Genomic DNA, 16,083 nt, shown 5'->3' on the forward strand with positions numbered 1-16,083 from the left:
ACCATGGTGTGCTGGCAGCGCGCCCAGGAGGCCCGCCGCACCGAGCTGCGCGCCGCGGCGCGGGCGCTGCCGGCGGCGCACGAACTGCTGGCGATCCCGCGGCAGCGGCTCGATCATCTCGCAGCGGGTCTGCCGCGCGGGCTGAAGGCCAATACGCACGCGCATTTCCGCCGCTTTGCCGCCAGCAGTTCGCGCCTCACCATCGGAGTGCTGCGCGGCCAGATCGCGCATGCGCGGCAGCGGCTCACCGCATCCGGCGAGCGCATCACGCTGTCGGCGCGCGCGCTGCTGCATCGCCGCCGCGAGCGCTTCAGCGGTCTCGAAATCCGGCTCAAGGCCTCGAAGCTCGCCAATGCCAAGGCCCAACGCAACGCCATCGCCCGCGATCTCGAGCGCACCCATCGCCTCGCCGAGCGCGCCCGGCGCGCATTGGTGACGACGATGCAGCGGCTCGAGGCGCGCGTCGCCCATAGCGGACAACTGCTATCGGCGCTGTCCTATCGCGGCGTGCTGGCGCGCGGCTTCGCGCTGGTGCGGGACGCGCACGGCCACGCCCTGCACTCCGCCGCGGCGGTCGGACCGAACGCCGGCCTTTCGATCGAGTTCGCCGATGGCCGCGTCGCCGCCACCGCTGACGCCGATCAGCCTCCGGCAACGGCGGCGCCCGAGAGCCAGCCGAAGCCTCAGCCGCGTGAGGCGAAACCGGCGGCGCCGAAGCGCGTCACCAAGCCGGTGGACCAGGGCAGCTTGTTCTAGCCCGGCAACAACTGTCTTAGCGCGACAGCCACTCGGCGACTTGCTTTTGCGCATCCTTGCGCGCGCCGGTATCGGTGCCGATGTGACCGCGCTCGGCGATCTCGGCATCGGAGGCCGCGACCGCGTGCAGCGGCAGGTTGGGCCGGTCGAAGTCGTGATAGGCCTCGGGATAGACCACGATCCGCGCCAGCGCGCTGCGGCCGCGGGCGCCGTCGACCATCTGGTGGCAGGCCGATGACGATGTCACGTCGTCGCGCGCGCCGATCAGCACCAGCGTCGGCACCCGCGCGCTCCAGCCGAGGCCGAACGAGGCGCGGCAATCCGGATAGAACGCGACCGCCGAGCGAAAATCCGGCTCGACGTTGCGCGACCACATCTGCGGCCGCACCGCCCACAGCAAAGCGGCGGCGCCGTTGCCCCAGCCGATCAGGCTGATGCGGCGCTTCGCCACCCATTTCTGCTGCACCAGCCACTGCCGCGCCGCGTTGATGTCGGCGACCCGCGCGCGGCGGGTCTGCACCTGATGCTCCCTGATGCGGCACTGCGGACCGAGCTCGCGCGAACTGTAGCTGTCCGGCAGCAGCACCGCATGGCCGGTCGTCAGCAATTGCTCGGCCCAGTCGCGATAGCGCGGCAGGACCGGCTCGGAACGGCCGGCGAGACCGCCGCAGCCATGCAGCGCGATCACAGTCGGGAACGGGCCGTCGCCATCGGGCCGGTAGAGCTGCGCGTGCAGCGTGACGTTGCCTTCGGGGATCTCGACCTGATGCGGGGCCGGGAGCGGCGCCGCGGCCGCGGCCGGCACGGCAAGCATGACGAGGAGCATGAAAACTGACTTGAGGCGCATCCGATCCGGCCGGCTCGTTATGGCGCTGCAAACACAGCGGACCACGGCCGCAAGGCTACCATGCGCCTCCGCCGCCAAATCATCACAAGTCGGTGGTTTAACGGGCGGACATGACACCCTATCTGTGATAGACGGTTTCATCGACATCCAGATGGCCTCGTTGGAGGCAAGGCGGAGAGCTCAATCGTGCTGAACAAGTTCGGTCCCTCGGGCCATGGCGAAGCGCAGGTGCAATATCTCGACGGCGATTTCCGCGTGATCTCGCCCGGCACCTTTGTGCGTTGTGCCATCACCGACGTCCGGATTCCGCTCGACGAGCTGAAGTACTGGAGCGTCGACCTGCAGGAAGCCTACGCCACCCCGACTGCCGTGCTGCAGCGCCACCATCCCGGCGTCCTCAAGCCGCAGGCCTAGGCTCGACGCCGGATTCATTTGCGCAAGCTCCTGTCCCGCGCCCTGAACAGCTGATCGGCCACCAGGCGCCGCAGCGCGTCGCCATCATCGAATTGCAGCGTCACCGCGAACGGCACGATCGCCTGGGCCCAGGCCGGCATCCCGTCCGGCCCACGCAACCGCGCGAGATCCTTTTCCGTCGTCACCAGCGTCAGCGCGTCGCGACGCGCGTCGGCAACGAGCTGATCGATCTCCTCCTTCGTGAAGGCATGATGATCGGCGAAAGCCTTGCTGCGCACGACGTCGACGCCGCTTGAGCGCAACGTGTTGAAGAAGCGCGCGGGATCGCCGATGCCGGCGAAGGCGAGCGCACGTGTTCCGCTCAACGCCGCCAGCGAAGCCTGGTCCGGCTTCAGATGCGCCGACAGCACCGGCTTGCCGCGGGACGCCAGCTCGGCCGCAATCCTTTGCGCCGCGCTCCCCTCGCCGACCACGATCAACGCGTCGGTCCGTTCCAGCTGCGGCGCCAGCGGCGCGCGTAACGGTCCGGCCGGAATCACGCGCCCATTGCCGACGCCGCGCGTGCCGTCGATCACGATCAGGCAGGTGTCCTTGAGCACGCTCGGATTCTGGAAGCCATCATCCATCAGGATCACGCTGGCATCCTGCGCGCGCGCCAGCGCCAGGCCTGCGGCGCGGTCGCGCGACACCACGACCGGCAAGCTCGCCGCCATCATGAGCGGCTCGTCGCCGACATCGGCCGCCGTGTGGCTGTCGCGATCGACCTTGACCGGGCCGCCGAGCCTGCCGCCATAGCCGCGGCTGAGCACCACCGGCCGCTCGTCAATTTCGCGCAGCAATTTTGCCAACGCCAGCACCGTCGGCGTCTTGCCGGCGCCGCCGACATGGTAATTGCCGACGCAGATCACGGGAATGCCGGCATCGACGCCGGATTGCCGCATCCGCCGTGCGGCGACCGCGCCGTAAAGCGCGGCAAGCGGTTGGAGCAGTTGCGATGTCCAAGACGACGGCCGGTGCCAGAAGGCCGGCTCACGCATTGGCGGCTCCCATCTCGAGCCGCAACTGCAACAGATAGGGCTCGAGAGCGGTCACCGTGCGCTCCAGCGCGCCACCGAGTTGTTCAACGACGCGCTCGGAGGCCGCCAGCGAAGTGTCGCGTGCGGCGGAATCAGCAAGGAACTGGCCGAGCTGCTTGACCAGCGCTTCCCGATCATCGGCGCGGCGCGCGCCGCCGGCGCGATCGAGCGCCGCATAGACATCGGTGAAGTTGAACACGTGCGGGCCGTGCACGATCGCCGCGCCAAGCTTGATCGCCTCGATCGGATTCTGGCCACCATGCGCGACCAGCGAACCGCCCATGAACACGATCGGCGCGAGGCGATAGAACAGGCCGAGTTCGCCCATCGTATCGGCGACATAGATATCTGTTGTCGCGACCGGCAGATCCTCATGCGAGCGCAGGCCGGGGCGCAGGCCGGCCTCCGTCACCAGCCGCGCCACCGCCTCGCCGCGCGAGGCATGCCGCGGCACGATCACTGTCAGCAGGCCGGGGAAGAATCCCGCGAGCGACGTGTGCGCCTCGATCAGGATCTCTTCCTCGCCGGGATGGGTCGACGCGGCAACCACAATGGCGCGGCCGCGCGTGACCGACATCAGCCGCTCCAGCTTGGCCGGATCGGCCGGCGGCGCCGCGACGTCGAGCTTGAGGTTGCCGGTGACGACGACGTTGTGGCTGCCAAGCGCGGCAAAGCGTTCGGCGTCGGTGTTCGACTGCGCGAGGCAGATGTCGAACCGTCCGAGCAGCGCGCCGATGGTGTTGGAGACCCGGCGCCAGCGCGGGAACGAGCGCTGCGACATCCGCCCGTTGATCAGCACCATCGGCAGCCGCCGCGCGGCGCTCGACAGGATCAGGTTCGGCCACAAATCGGATTCGATGAACAGCGCCAGCGACGGATGCCAGTGATCGAGGAAACGCGTCACATAACGCGGCGAGTCATACGGCACGTATTGATGGATCACGTCGGGCGGGAAGCGCTTGGCGACGATCGCGGCCGAGGTCACCGTGCCCGAGGTGAGCAGGATGCGCAGATTGAGCGCGCGCAGCCGCTCGATCAGCCCGGCCGCTGCCAGCACCTCGCCGACGCTCGCGCCGTGAATCCACACCAGCGGGCCCTGCGGCCGGGAATCGGCGCTCACGCCGCGGCGCTCGCCGACGCGTTCTGGATCCTCCTTGCCGAGCTTGAGCCGCCGCTTGATCAGGGCAGGCGCGAGCGGCACCATCGCGGACGACAGCTTGCGGTACATACGCAACGTCATCGGTAGCGAGCTAGCCAAGCGCTGCCTCCGGCCGCCCGACCGCTGCATAGGCACGTCGGGTCGCTTCGTTGAGAAGTTCCTCCACGTGCTGCCGAAGCTTTTCCATCGTCGCGGCGTCGGCGTCGGGCGGCACATAGACCGGCTCAATACCTACCACTGCGCCGCGCCCGAATGGCAAATTGATGGTGGTCGAATCCCAGTTTTTCAACCGGATGAATCGGCTGGTGACCATCGCAAAGGGCATGATCGGCCGGCCGGTCTCCCGCGCCAGCATGATGGCCCCGAGGCCTGCCACCCGCGCCCGCTTCGGCACGTCGGCGGTGGTGGCCATGTTGCAGCCGTCTTCCAGCGCCCGAACCATCTCCAGGAAGGCGCCGACGCCGCCCTTGCGATGGAACGCGCCGGAATGATCGCCGGAACCCCTGATCGTGCCGATGCCGAGCCGCTCCACCGCGAGGGCGTTGAATTCACCGTCGCGGTGGCGGGAGATCAGCACCTTGGCGCGGTAGCTCTCCTTGGTCTTGATGAACGGCGTCATGAAGTGCTGGCCGTGCCAGAACACGAAGATCGCCGGCATCAGGGGCTCGACGATCCCGTACACGTCATGCGGCTGGTAGCTGAAGCGGTTGGTGTACCACACCAGCCTCAGATACTCGGCCGCAAGCACACCCAGCGCGCGCTGCACGAAGCCGCTGCGCAGCAGATCGCGAAAAAGTCGTTTCAATGGGAGTGCTTTGTGTCCTGCTCAGGATCGAGCAACCGGTGGAGATGAACGACGAAATAGCGCATCTGGGCGTTGTCCACGGTCTGCTGCGCCTTCGCCTTCCAGGCCGCATAGGCGGTCGCATAGTTCGGGTAGACACCGACGATCTCGACTTCGTCCAGATTCTTGAAGGTGTTGTGCTCGAGATCGGTCAACTCGCCGCCGATCACGAGGTGAAGCAGCTGGGGCTGGGCATTGTCTGACATGATGGTGGTTTTCCTAACGAGATGCCCGGCAAACAAATGAAGTCGTGGTCGTCACAGGTCTGGTCGTCACAAGTCTGGTCGTCACAAGGCTGTCGCAGCAGGTCTGGTCGTCACAATCGGAAACGCGGCGCGGATCGGCGGGGCCTCACGGCAAAGGACGGCTGCGAAAATGCTCGACAATGCGTGCATGACGTTCGCGTCCTGCTGCCACCAGCACCCCATGCGTCACCTCCCGGCGATTGTACTCAATCGCGTCCCCCGAGAGCGCAGTCATCTTACCACCCGCTTCCTGCACGATCAAATTCGCGGCGGCAAGATCCCAGTCGCGGCTTTGCCCGCCCGCAAAGGCCGCGTCAAGTCGACCTTGTGCTACACGGCACAACCGCAGCGCCAGCGATCCGATCCGCGGATACAGCGTGATCTCGTCCGGCGTCGGGCTGAGCCGCTGCACCAGCGGCTTCGGTCCCGCCATCCGCGGAAAGTTGAAATCGGTGCCTGCGGTTGCATGCACCGCGCCGTCGTTCAGGGTGGCGCCCTGTCCGCGGGCGGCGAAGAAGAATTCCTCGCTGACCGGCGCATACACTGCCGCGAGCACCGGCGCTGCATTTTCAACCAGCGCCACACTGACGCACCAATCCTCGCGGCCGGCGAGATAGGCGCGGGTGCCGTCGATCGGATCGACGATCCAGGTGAAGCGCCTGCCAAGCCGGGTGTCGTTGTCGGCGCTCTCTTCCGACAGCCAGCCATAGCCGGGCGTTGCCGAACGCAGCTGCTGCTCCAGGAGATCGTTGACCGCGATGTCGGCCTCGGAGACCGGCGAGGACGCGCCCTTGATCCAGTTCTTCAATTCGGTGCGGAACAGCGACGATGCGAGCCGGCCCGCTTCCTGCACCGATCTGGTCAGCAAGGCGGCATCGCGCGCCTTGGTCCAGTCGTCCGTATCAGCGTCCGCCAAGCGTCAGGCCCTCGATGCGCAGCGTCGGCGAATTGACGCCGTAGCGGAATTCCAGATCGTTGGCGGCAACCAGCGACTTGAACATCGGCAGCAGATGGCCGGCGATGGTCACTTCGCTGACCGGATAGGTGATCTCGCCGTTCTCGATCCAGAAGCCGGACGCGCCGCGGCTGTAATCGCCGGTCACGCCGTTGACGCCGGAGCCGATCAGGTCGGTGACATAGAAGCCCTGCTTAATGTCGGAGATCAGCTCCTTCGGCGTCACCGCACCGGGCTCGAGATGCAGATTATACGTTCCGGGCGACGGCGAGGACGACACGCCGCGATGCGCATGCCCCGTCGTCACCAGGCCTAGCTCGCGCGCGGTCGCCGAATCCAGCACCCAGGTGGTGAGCACGCCCGCATCGATCAGCGCCGTCTTCTTCACCCTGACGCCCTCGGCATCGAAGGTCTGCGAGCGCAGGCCACGCACGCGCAACGGATCGTCGATGATGCGGATGTCCCTGGAGAACAGTTGCTCGCCGAGCTTGTCCTTCAGGAAGCTGGTCTTGCGCGCAATCGAGGCGCCGTTGATGGCGCCGACCAGATGGCCGACGATCGAACCGGCGACCCGCGGATCGAACACCACCGGCACCTTGCAGGTCTCGACCTTGCGCGGATTGGACCGCGCCACCGCGCGCTCGCCGGCCTTGCGGCCGACGGCGGCAGGTGAATCGAGATCGGAGGCATGCGGCGCGCTGGTGAAATCGTAGTCGCGCTCCATGCCGGTGCCCTCACCGGAAATCGCCGTCGTCGAGATGCCGTGGCTGGAGCGCAGATAAGAACCGTGGAAGCCGGTCGACGTCACCAGCACCATGCCGCCGATCCCGGTCGAGGCCGACGCGCCGCCGGACTTGGTGACACCCTTGACCGCGAGCGCCGCGGCCTCCGCCTCGATCGCGCGCTGCTCCAGTTCGGCCGTGGTCGGAACCTTGCGGTCGAGCAGATCGAGATCGGGGAAATCGCGGGCGTGGAGCGCCGGATCGGCGAGACCGACATATTTGTCGTCCGGCGCCACGCGCGCCATCGCAACCGCACGCTCGGCAAGCTTGGCGACCCCGTCGCCGCTGACGTCATTGGTCGACACCACCGCCTGGCGCTGGCCGACGAACACCCGCAGGCCGACGTCATCGCCTTCGGAGCGCTCGGTTTCCTCGACGCGGCCGTCGCGCACCTCGACGCCCTGCGAGACGCCGCGTACCGCGATGGCATCGGCCGCATCGGCGCCCGCGCGCTTTGCGGCATCGACCAGGCGCTGCGCGAGGTCGCTCAGGCCCGATTGGTCGAACAGATCGGAGGTATCGCCGTGTCGCGATGCAGATGGTGAAGAGTTCACGAACGAATTCCTGCGGATTGAGGGGGGCCCGGAACGAGGTCGACAGATCCACCAGATGTGCCGGTTTCACAGGGATTTCAAGCACTTTGCGCCGGCAGGCAACAAAGATTTGAGTGATCGGGGCAAGGCTTCGTCAATCATGCGGGCCAACCTCTTGTCAATCATGGCACGAGGTGAGGAGGGATTAACCAGGCTTTTTAAGGGGGAACGGACATCGCTCGGCTAGGCTCTCACACAACGACCGGGAACAAAATCCCGGCGGGGAGACAGAGCTTTGAGGCGTCAAACACCAACAAGCGGAATCAATTCCGCCGGGTCGAGCTGCGCATTGCGGCTCGACCCTCTTTCCCTTCCGCTCAGCTTCCACGCGCAGGATTCGCGCGCGGATGGCGGCATGCGGCAGGTCGAGCTTCATCGCGAACATGTCGTGCTGCGCCGCGCCGTTCTCGGCATGCGGATGGCGGTCAATGTTCGCGTCAGCGACTTTCTCGGCGTCGCGGTGCGCGGCATCGACGACGCGCAGATGCTGGTGCTGGTTCACCGCGATCCCGCGCTCAGCATTCCGCTCGGCGCCAGTTCGGATGCCGAGGAGATCAGCTCCGCCTGGCAGATGTGGAGCGACATCTTCCGTCTCCCGCAACTGACCGAGCCGGCGCCGCGGACGCCCTCCCCGCGCCGCCGTCGCCGCAACGCGATCCGCGCGCGAAGGCCGAAATTCCTGGTCCGCCGCCGCGCGGGCTTCCGGCCCGATGGGACCAGCGTACATCGCGGCGAACGCGAGATCATCGCGCGGGATTAGTTTTATCGTTTCTTCGTACACAGCTCGCCTCACAACCGCTGTCGTCCCTGCGAAAGCAGGGACCCATACGCCGCAGCCGACGTTGTGGAGACGCGACTTGTCGTTCCAGCCTCGCTCAACAATGAATGTTAGTGGTTATGGGTCCCTGCTTTCGCAGGGACGACACCGAATGTGTGGTTCGGCCGGTGAGTCAGACACCCGCGTGAGGGAGCGCGGCTACGCCGCGCGCAGCACCGCGTCGATGACCAGGCTCGCGAACAGGATGAAGCCGGCGTCGCGGTTGGACTTGAAGATGCGCAGGCAGAGCGCGCCATCGCTGATGTCGAGCCGCCGGACCTGCCAGGCGAGATGCAGCGCGAACGCCGAAAGGCCGATCCAGGCGGGCCAGCGCGCCCCCGCGAGTGCGAATGCCACGCCGATCAAGAGCACGGCGAGACCGTAGAAGATCACGAGCGCACGATGGGTGCGTGCACCGAACAGGCGCGCGGTGGATTTGACGCCGATCAACGCATCATCCTCGGCGTCCTGATGGGCGTAGATGGTGTCGTAGGCGATCACCCAGGCGATCGATCCGGCGTAGAGCGCAATCGCGGCCAGATCGATGCGCGCGAGCGTCACCGCAAATCCCATCAGCGCGCCGTAGGAGAAGGCGAGGCCGAGCACGACCTGCGGCCACCAGGTGATCCGCTTCATGAACGGGTAGATCGCGACGATCAGAAGCGAGGCGATGCCGGTCATCACCGCGAAGCGGTTGAACTGCAGCAGCACGAGAAGCCCGATCAGCGCCTGCAGGACCATGAAGACCACCGCCTGCGTCACCGTGACCTGCCCGGCGGGGATCGGCCGCGACCGCGTGCGTTCGACCTTGGCGTCGAGATCGCGATCGGTGATGTCGTTCCAGGTGCAGCCGGCGCCGCGCATCACGAAGGCGCCGACGAAGAACAGCAGGACCACGAGCGGCAGCGAGCGCACGTCATGCGCGACGCCGGCGGCAAGCGCCGCCGACCACCAGCACGGCATCAACAGCAGCCAGGAGCCGATCGGCCGGTCGTAGCGCGCAAGCCGCAGATAGGGCCGCGACCAGACCGGCGCATGGGTATCCACCCAGTTGCCTGTGGAATCGGCAACGCGGGTGGAGACATCGCTCATGGGTGATCCATCAACGGGTGAGGACGTTGCCGTTCAGCGTATCGAAGGTGCTGCCGCCCTTCTTGGTCGGCGTCGCTTCCGGCAGCGAGGCGGACGAACCGAGCACGTCGCTCAAGCTCGGGCCCGCTGGCCCACGCGGCTGCGCCGCCGCCTGCTCCGCGACATTGCAGACCTTCTTCAGCAGCGCTTCGGTATTCTTGTGTCCGGCCTTGAGCTGGTCGGCGATCTGCGGCGGAATTCCGCACTTCTGCGCGTTGGTGTCGACATATTTGATCATCTTGATCTCGGCCTGGCTGTAATTGCCGATCAGCTTGCAGGCCTCCTGGGGGCTGGCGTGGCGATCGCTCGCCGCCTTGATCGCCTTGCCGCGCTTCTCCGCATCCTCACGCAGCGGCGTGAAATTCTTCATGCAGGCGTCGGCGGCACCACCACCCGCACCCGCACCCGGCGGAGGCGGCGACGACAGCCCGCCACCGGCGATGGGGGCCGCGCCACTGCTCGGAAATGCCGACGGCGTGGCACCGACCCTGGCCGCCGGCGCGCCGTTGACCGGCGGGAATGCGGAATCCGAGGCGGTTCCGGCCTGGCTTGGACGCATGCCATTGACCGGCGGAAACGCGGGGTCGGACGCGGTGCCGGCCTTACCGGCCTGGTTGGGCAACGGGGCCGGAAAGGCGCTCTGCGCGGCGGCTTGCCCCACGGACAGGGCGGTCGCGGCAACGGTCAGCACGATCAGTCGGCGGATCATCGAGGGTGTTTCTCCGGCAAAAGGTCCAGGCAACCCCAGCGCAACAAAAACGAAGCAACGAATTTTGGGGGCGTTTTACGATTCCTGTGAGGCCTTAACAACCCGTCGATTTGGGCGACAGCGCGGCGTAGGGCCACACCGGCCACATTAAATTGTTCCCCGATTCTAAGCCTTTAGGCTACGAACGGCGGTAAAATGGACCATCAAATTTGCCTGAACGCGATTTTCGGCAAGGCCTCGGTTTGGATTAACGGCCCGATGCCGCGCACGGGGGACTGAAAAGCAAAAGGGGCTGCGTGCAAGCGGCCCCTTTGGACTAAAGAAATGACTTGGTGACTGAAGCAATATATCGACGCCTCCTTACTACCCGGCCGGCGAGTTCCTGACGAGTCCGCGGGATTACGGTGTCGCATAGTTTGGTAAACTTGCCACACCGCAATGAAGCCGCCTCGGATATGCCTGAACACGATTTTCGCAGCCCCCGCCTGTTTGTCGATGCCCCGCTCGGCGCCGGTGCAACCGTTCCGCTCGCACGCGATCAGAGCAACTATCTCGGCAACGTGCTGCGGCTTAACGCCGGCGATGCCGTGCTGGTGTTCAACGGGCGTGACGGCGAATGGCGCGCGGAGATTTCCGGCCGCAAGCGGGCCGACATGCTGACGGTATCAGCGCAGACCCGCGCGCAGGACCGCCTGCCCGACGTCAGCTATGTGTTCGCGCCGCTGAAGCATGCGCGGCTCGATTACATGGTGCAGAAGGCGGTCGAGATGGGCGCCGCGCGGCTGGTGCCGGTGCTGACACGCTTCACCCAGGTGTCGCGGGTCAATAGCGAGCGGATGCGCGCCAACGTAGTCGAGGCCGCCGAGCAATGCGGGATCATCTCGCTCGCCGAGGTCGCCGATCCCCTTCCGCTCGAACGTTTCCTGGCAGGGCGCGATCAGGCGCGGCTGCTGGTGTTCTGCGACGAGGCCGCCGAGGTCGAAAGCCCGGTGCGGGCGCTACAGGCGGCAACGGCTGCGAATGCCGGCATCGATGTCCTGATCGGTCCGGAAGGCGGCTTCGCCGATGAAGAGCGCGCGCTGCTGCTGCGACAGCCCGCCATCCTCCGCCTCGCCCTCGGCCCGCGCATCCTGCGCGCCGACACCGCCGCCGTCGCCGCGCTGGCACTGGTGCAGGCGGCACTGGGGGATTGGCGAGGAAATGGGCCACACACTCCCTCCCCGTCATCCTGAGGTGCGAGCCTCTTCGGCGAGCTTCGAAGGATGCACGGCCCGGCTGGTGGCCGTCGATCCTTCGAGGCTCGCTGCGCTCGCGCCTCCAGCGACAAAGGCGAAGCCTTTGCGCCGGGATGACGGAACCTGCAGCTCGTTTGCCCGATGAAAGCCGAGGACAAACATCTGCCCCTAGCCAAGCCGTCGTAAAATCGTTAACGCACGCAATCATTAAGCCACTTGGCCGATCGCTGTCGAAACCCCGATCCGGCCATGGTAAGGGCTGCCCCGAACCACCCTTGGAACCCGCGCCGGAACCTGGTCCGGACCTATTGGACGTCGAGATGACCGAAGCTGCCGCACCACGATCCGCCGCCGGATCCGCCGTCTGGGCGGATGCGCTGCTGGCCTCGTTCGCGCAGGCCGGCTATCAGAGGTCCGAGCCCGCGATCCTGCAGCCGGCCGAACCGTTCCTCGATCTCTCCGGCGAGGACATCCGCAAGAGCCTTTACCTGACGACGGACCCGGGCGGCGAGGAGCTCTGCCTGCGCCCGGACCTCACGATCCCGGTGGCGCGCGACTACCTCGCCTCCGCCCGCGCCGGCCAGCCCGCCGGCTTCAGCTATCTCGGTCCGGTGTTCCGCTATCGCGGCGGTGCGCCGAGCCAGTTCCTGCAGGCCGGCATCGAATCGTTCGGGCGGCAGGACCGCGCCGCGGCCGACGCCGAGATGCTGGCGCTGGCGCTGGAGGCGACCACGGCGTTCGGGTTGAAGGACGTCGAGATCCGCACCGGCGACGTCGCGCTGTTCAACGCGCTGATCGATGCGCTCGACCTCTATCCGGTGTGGCGGCGCCGGCTGATCAAGGACTTCAACCGCAAGGTCTCGCTGACCGACGACATCGAGCAGCTGACGCTCAAGACCGCGCCGGGCCGCAACGAATATGAGGGCGTGCTCGCTGCGCTGGCCGGCTCCGACCGCAAGGCGGCGCTGGCGCTGGTCACCGATCTGATGTCGATCGCCGGCACCACCAATGTCGGCGGCCGCACGGTCGCCGAGATCGCCGACCGTTTCCTCGAGCAATCGACGCTGAAGGGCGGCGCGCTGCCGCGCGACGCGGTCGCGACCATCAAGCGCTTCCTGGCGATCGCGGGCGATCCCGACGACGCGGTCGCGCAACTGCGCGCGCTTGCCTCCGACGCCAAACTGAACCTTGCCGCCGCGATCGACCAGCTCGAGAGCCGGATCGGCTTCATGGCCGCGCGCGGCATCGACATCCGAAGGACCCGGTTCTCCACCGCGTTCGGCCGCGGCCTCGACTACTACACCGGCTTCGAGTTCGAACTGCACGCCAAGGGCAACGGCGCCGAGCCGCTGGTCGCCGGCGGGCGCTATGATGGGCTGATGACGCAGCTCGGCTCGGCGAGCCCGATCCCCGCGGTCGGCTTCTCGGTCTGGATCGAGGCGATGACCCGGCATGGCCAGGCCACCTCCTTCGGAGGCGCCCAATGAGCACGCCCTTCGTCGTCGCCGTGCCCTCCAAGGGGCGGCTGCAGGAAAACGCCGAAAGCTTCTTCGCCTGCGCCGGGCTGACCTTGTCGAAGGCCGGCGGCGCCCGCGACTATCGCGGCACCATCGCCGGCGTCGACAATGTCGAGATCGCCTATCTCTCGGCGAGCGAGATCGCGGCCAATCTGGCTCGCGGCTCGGTGCATCTCGGCGTCACCGGCGAGGACCTGGTGCGCGAGAGCATTCCCGATGCCGACAAGCGCGTGCTGATGATCGAAGGCCTCGGCTTCGGCTATGCCAATGTCGTGGTCGCGGTGCCGCAGGCCTGGATCGACGTCCGCACCATGGCCGATCTCGACGACGTCGCGTCCGGCTTCCGCGAGCAGCACAATCACCGCATGCGGGTGGCGACCAAATACATCAATCTGACGCGCGGCTTCTTTGCCAGGCACGGCGTCGGCGACTACCGCATCGTCGAAAGCGCCGGCGCCACCGAGGGCGCGCCCGCCGCCGGCACCGCCGAACTGATCGTCGACATCACGACGACAGGGGCGACGCTCACCGCCAACGGGCTCAAGGTGCTCGACGACGGCGTCATGCTGCGCAGCCAGGCCAACCTCGTTGCGTCGCGGGATGCCGACTGGTCGACCGGCGCCCGCGAGACCGCGCGCGTCATCCTCGACCACATCGCGGCACGCGCCCGCGCCAGCAAGTATCGCGAGGTCCGCACCCGCTTCGCCGGCTGCAACGATGCGCTGCTCTCGGAGGCGCATAACCGTTTCGGCGTCGTCGCCCCGTTCGGCGGCCCGACCTCGTCGGGCATGCTTACGCTGCACTGCCCACCGGGCAAGCTCTACGCGCTCGGCAGCTTCCTGCGCGAGCACGGCGCCGAAACCGTGTCGGTGGTATCGCTGGACTATGTGTTCGATCGCGAGAACCCGCTGTTCGCCCGGCTTGAGGCGTTCCTGCGACAATGAGGCGGCCACGCCGTTCATGTTGGCGACAGCTGCCCTGCGGTACCATATTGTGTTCGAGGGATCTCTCGTTTTGACGCGGTTTCTTCGTGCGAGGCGGAAGGCCACTTCGCTCGAAAAACGCTCTAGTTCCGGAACCTGATCGATGATGCTGGGCTCTGACGTTTCCAGCCTGACCACGACCGCCAAGACCGCCGCCGGGCAGGGTCTGTCGATCGTCGTGCCCGTCTACAACGAGGCGGCCGGGCTTGCGGCGCTGCATGAGCGGCTGGTCAGCCTCGCCAGGACGCTGCGCGCCCGCTACGGCCTCGCCTGCGAGGTGATCTATGTCGATGACGGCAGCGCGGACAACACGCTGACGATCGCGCGCGGCCTGCCCGCCGACGGGCTCGACCTGCAGGTGGTGTCGCTGTCGCGCAATTTCGGCAAGGAGGCGGCGCTGATGGCCGGCCTCGACCATGCCCGCCGCGGCGCGGTGCTGTTCATGGATGGCGACGGCCAGCATCCGCCGACGCTCGTGGAGCAACTGGTCGCACACTGGATCGATGACGGCTACGACGTGGTCTACACGGCGAAGGCGCATCGCGACAATGAATCGGCCGCGCGGCGGCTGGCCGTGCGCGGCTTTTACGCGCTGATCAACTGGGGCGCGCGGCAGCAGATTCCGGAGGATGCCGGCGACTTCCGCCTGCTGTCGCCGCGCGCGGCCGCAGCCCTGCGGCAATTGCCGGAGCGCAACCGCTTCTTCAAGGGCCTCGCCAGCTGGATCGGCTTCAGGCAGATCCGCGTCGACTACGAGCCGGCGCCGCGCGCGCACGGCGTCACCACCTTCAATGCCGGCCGGCTGATCGGCCTGTCGATCGAGGGCCTGACCTCGTTCTCGGTGGCGCCGCTGCGCTTTGCCAGCCTGCTCGGCGCGCTGCTCGCCGGCGCTGCGTTCCTGTTCGGCCTCTCGATTCTCTGGGAAGTGTTGACCACCGGCAAGCAGGTCCCCGGCTATCCGTCGCTGATGATCGGCATGATGACGATCGGCGGCGTGCAGCTGATCATGATCGGCATCGTCGGCGAATATATCGGCAAGATCCTCTCCGAGCTGAAGGCGCGGCCGATCTACTTCGTCGCCGAGCACACCGAGAAGCACGCCGACGGCGGCGCGGCGCAAAATGCCTCCGAGCGGACCGCCGCGGAATGAACACCGATACGCCGCGCCGGATCTGGCTGTGTGCTGACGATTATGGCTTGAGCGACGGCGTCAATCGCGCGATCCGCGATCTGATCGAGCGCGGCCGCCTCAACGCGACGTCGGTGATGATGGTGACGCCGGCGATCGGCCGCGATGCGGCCAGCGCGCTCACGGCGTCGGTGGCGAACAGCCCGCGTTGCGCGATCGGGCTGCATGTGACGCTGACCGCGCCGTTCCGGCCGCTGACGATGCATTTCCGCCCGCTCGACGGCGACATGTTCCTGCCCTTCCCACGGCTGCTGCGCGCCGGGCTGATGCACCGGCTCGACGCCGAACTGGTCCATGCCGAGGTGCTGGCGCAGCTCGACGCCTTCCATGATCTGTTCGGCCGCGCACCCGACTTCGTCGACGGTCATCAGCACGCGCAGCTGTTCCCGCAGGTGCGCGACGGCTTCCTGCGCGCCGTGAAGGAGCGCGCGCCCGATGCCTGGGTGCGTCAGTGCGGACGCGAAGGCCCGCTGGCGCGGCAGCTGGCGGCGCCGAAGGCGCTGGTGCTGAACGTGCTCAGCACGCAATTCCGGATCAAGGCACAGCGGGCGGGCCTGCGGTTCAATCCGGCCTTCGCCGGCGCCTATGATTTTACGCGCGGCATTGATTTCGCGGCGCTGATGCAGGGCTTCCTCGACGGCATGCCGGCGGACGGGCTTGTGATGTGCCATCCCGGTTTCGTCGACGAGACGCTGAAAAGCCTCGACCCGCTGACGACGCAGCGCGAGACCGAGCATGCCTATCTGGCAGGCGACGATTTCCCCGCGCTGCTGGCCCTGAATAAAGTTACACTGGCCTGAACCGGTCCCACCCCGCATCAAGTGCGGGGCA

The 16,083-nt window shown here is 67.0% G+C and carries 17 protein-coding genes; 8 read left to right on the plus strand and 9 right to left on the minus strand.

Annotated features, from left to right (window positions below; translation table 11 throughout):
- A partial coding sequence (locus AC1VNY_RS31640; RefSeq protein WP_482408106.1) for an exodeoxyribonuclease VII large subunit occupies positions 1-756 on the plus strand: 756 nt, incomplete at its 5' end.
- Between the two features lie 16 nt (positions 757-772).
- Here the strand turns inward: AC1VNY_RS31640 and AC1VNY_RS31645 are convergent.
- Positions 773-1,603, minus strand: coding sequence for a dienelactone hydrolase family protein (locus AC1VNY_RS31645; protein ID WP_482408107.1), 831 nt, complete (start codon positions 1,601-1,603; stop codon positions 773-775).
- Positions 1,604-1,789: 186 nt separating this feature from the next.
- Between AC1VNY_RS31645 and AC1VNY_RS31650 the strand changes: the two genes are divergently transcribed.
- Positions 1,790-2,017, plus strand: a complete 228-nt coding sequence (locus AC1VNY_RS31650; RefSeq protein ID WP_016848019.1) for a DUF2093 domain-containing protein — start codon at positions 1,790-1,792, stop codon at positions 2,015-2,017.
- Between the two features lie 14 nt (positions 2,018-2,031).
- Here the strand turns inward: AC1VNY_RS31650 and lpxK are convergent, their stop codons facing one another.
- From lpxK to AC1VNY_RS31680, 6 genes are all read right to left on the minus strand, one after another.
- Positions 2,032-3,054, minus strand: a complete 1,023-nt coding sequence (gene lpxK / locus AC1VNY_RS31655) for a tetraacyldisaccharide 4'-kinase (protein ID WP_482408108.1) — start codon at positions 3,052-3,054, stop codon at positions 2,032-2,034.
- Positions 3,047-4,381 (minus strand): 3-deoxy-D-manno-octulosonic acid transferase, encoded by a 1,335-nt coding sequence (locus AC1VNY_RS31660; protein WP_482408109.1) that lies wholly within the window; start codon positions 4,379-4,381, stop codon positions 3,047-3,049. The genes lpxK and AC1VNY_RS31660 overlap by 8 nt, the downstream gene beginning before the upstream one ends.
- Entirely contained in the window at positions 4,344-5,057 is a 714-nt protein-coding gene (locus AC1VNY_RS31665; protein ID WP_028341079.1) for a lysophospholipid acyltransferase family protein, read from the minus strand. The genes AC1VNY_RS31660 and AC1VNY_RS31665 overlap by 38 nt, the downstream gene beginning before the upstream one ends.
- Positions 5,054-5,302: a DUF4170 domain-containing protein gene (locus AC1VNY_RS31670; protein ID WP_016848023.1), complete on the minus strand. Its 249-nt coding sequence runs from the start codon at positions 5,300-5,302 to the stop codon at positions 5,054-5,056. The genes AC1VNY_RS31665 and AC1VNY_RS31670 overlap by 4 nt, the downstream gene beginning before the upstream one ends.
- Before the next feature lie 145 nt (positions 5,303-5,447).
- Complete coding sequence (locus AC1VNY_RS31675; RefSeq protein WP_304498757.1) at positions 5,448-6,257, minus strand: 3'(2'),5'-bisphosphate nucleotidase CysQ; 810 nt, start codon at positions 6,255-6,257, stop codon at positions 5,448-5,450.
- Entirely contained in the window at positions 6,244-7,632 is a 1,389-nt protein-coding gene (locus AC1VNY_RS31680) for a TldD/PmbA family protein (protein WP_482408110.1), read from the minus strand. Before AC1VNY_RS31680 ends, AC1VNY_RS31675 begins: the two co-directional genes overlap by 14 nt.
- Positions 7,633-7,906: 274 nt before the next feature.
- Between AC1VNY_RS31680 and AC1VNY_RS31685 the strand changes: the two genes are divergently transcribed.
- Positions 7,907-8,431: a DUF6101 family protein gene (locus AC1VNY_RS31685; protein ID WP_482408111.1), complete on the plus strand. Its 525-nt coding sequence runs from the start codon at positions 7,907-7,909 to the stop codon at positions 8,429-8,431.
- Positions 8,432-8,647: 216 nt separating this feature from the next.
- On the opposite strand, the gene ubiA is transcribed toward AC1VNY_RS31685, so the two are convergent.
- Together ubiA and AC1VNY_RS31695 are read right to left on the minus strand one after the other, a co-directional pair.
- Complete coding sequence (gene ubiA / locus AC1VNY_RS31690) at positions 8,648-9,580, minus strand: 4-hydroxybenzoate octaprenyltransferase (RefSeq protein WP_482408112.1); 933 nt, start codon at positions 9,578-9,580, stop codon at positions 8,648-8,650.
- 10 nt (positions 9,581-9,590) lie between these two features.
- Positions 9,591-10,328, minus strand: a complete 738-nt coding sequence (locus tag AC1VNY_RS31695; protein ID WP_482408113.1) for a hypothetical protein — start codon at positions 10,326-10,328, stop codon at positions 9,591-9,593.
- A 455-nt stretch (positions 10,329-10,783) separates the two neighbouring features.
- Between AC1VNY_RS31695 and AC1VNY_RS31700 the strand changes: the two genes are divergently transcribed.
- From AC1VNY_RS31700 to AC1VNY_RS31720, 5 genes are all read left to right on the plus strand, one after another.
- Entirely contained in the window at positions 10,784-11,560 is a 777-nt protein-coding gene (locus AC1VNY_RS31700) for a 16S rRNA (uracil(1498)-N(3))-methyltransferase (protein WP_482408114.1), read from the plus strand.
- A 323-nt stretch (positions 11,561-11,883) separates the two neighbouring features.
- Positions 11,884-13,050 carry an ATP phosphoribosyltransferase regulatory subunit gene (locus AC1VNY_RS31705; RefSeq protein ID WP_482408115.1) on the plus strand — a complete coding sequence of 389 codons (1,167 nt, stop codon included), beginning with the start codon at positions 11,884-11,886 and terminating at the stop codon, positions 13,048-13,050.
- A complete protein-coding gene (gene hisG / locus AC1VNY_RS31710) occupies positions 13,047-14,024 on the plus strand; it encodes an ATP phosphoribosyltransferase (RefSeq protein ID WP_482408116.1) in 978 nt (325 codons plus the stop codon). Before AC1VNY_RS31705 ends, hisG begins: the two co-directional genes overlap by 4 nt.
- Positions 14,025-14,166: 142 nt before the next feature.
- On the plus strand, positions 14,167-15,213 hold the full coding sequence (locus AC1VNY_RS31715) for a glycosyltransferase family 2 protein (protein WP_028341088.1): 1,047 nt from the start codon (positions 14,167-14,169) through the stop codon (positions 15,211-15,213).
- The gene (locus tag AC1VNY_RS31720) at positions 15,210-16,052 is read left to right on the plus strand and encodes a ChbG/HpnK family deacetylase (protein WP_482408117.1); all 843 of its coding nucleotides are present in this window, start codon (positions 15,210-15,212) and stop codon (positions 16,050-16,052) included. The genes AC1VNY_RS31715 and AC1VNY_RS31720 overlap by 4 nt, the downstream gene beginning before the upstream one ends.
- The last annotated feature ends 31 nt before the right edge of the window (positions 16,053-16,083 follow it).

It is taken from the genome of Bradyrhizobium ferriligni, from assembly GCF_056837965.1.

What these genes read in the sequence shown, in the direction of transcription:
- AC1VNY_RS31720 (WP_482408117.1), top strand. Translation starts at nt 15,210, where the DNA reads ATGAACACCGATACGCCGCGCCGGATCTGGCTGTGTGCTGACGATTAT.
- AC1VNY_RS31695 (WP_482408113.1), bottom strand. Translation starts at nt 10,328, where the DNA reads ATGATCCGCCGACTGATCGTGCTGACCGTTGCCGCGACCGCCCTGTCC.
- AC1VNY_RS31715 (WP_028341088.1), top strand. Translation starts at nt 14,167, where the DNA reads ATGATGCTGGGCTCTGACGTTTCCAGCCTGACCACGACCGCCAAGACC.
- ubiA (WP_482408112.1), bottom strand. Translation starts at nt 9,580, where the DNA reads ATGAGCGATGTCTCCACCCGCGTTGCCGATTCCACAGGCAACTGGGTG.
- AC1VNY_RS31645 (WP_482408107.1), bottom strand. Translation starts at nt 1,603, where the DNA reads ATGCGCCTCAAGTCAGTTTTCATGCTCCTCGTCATGCTTGCCGTGCCG.
- AC1VNY_RS31660 (WP_482408109.1), bottom strand. Translation starts at nt 4,381, where the DNA reads ATGCAGCGGTCGGGCGGCCGGAGGCAGCGCTTGGCTAGCTCGCTACCG.
- AC1VNY_RS31670 (WP_016848023.1), bottom strand. Translation starts at nt 5,302, where the DNA reads ATGTCAGACAATGCCCAGCCCCAGCTGCTTCACCTCGTGATCGGCGGC.
- lpxK (WP_482408108.1), bottom strand. Translation starts at nt 3,054, where the DNA reads ATGCGTGAGCCGGCCTTCTGGCACCGGCCGTCGTCTTGGACATCGCAA.
- AC1VNY_RS31700 (WP_482408114.1), top strand. Translation starts at nt 10,784, where the DNA reads ATGCCTGAACACGATTTTCGCAGCCCCCGCCTGTTTGTCGATGCCCCG.
- AC1VNY_RS31705 (WP_482408115.1), top strand. Translation starts at nt 11,884, where the DNA reads ATGACCGAAGCTGCCGCACCACGATCCGCCGCCGGATCCGCCGTCTGG.
- hisG (WP_482408116.1), top strand. Translation starts at nt 13,047, where the DNA reads ATGAGCACGCCCTTCGTCGTCGCCGTGCCCTCCAAGGGGCGGCTGCAG.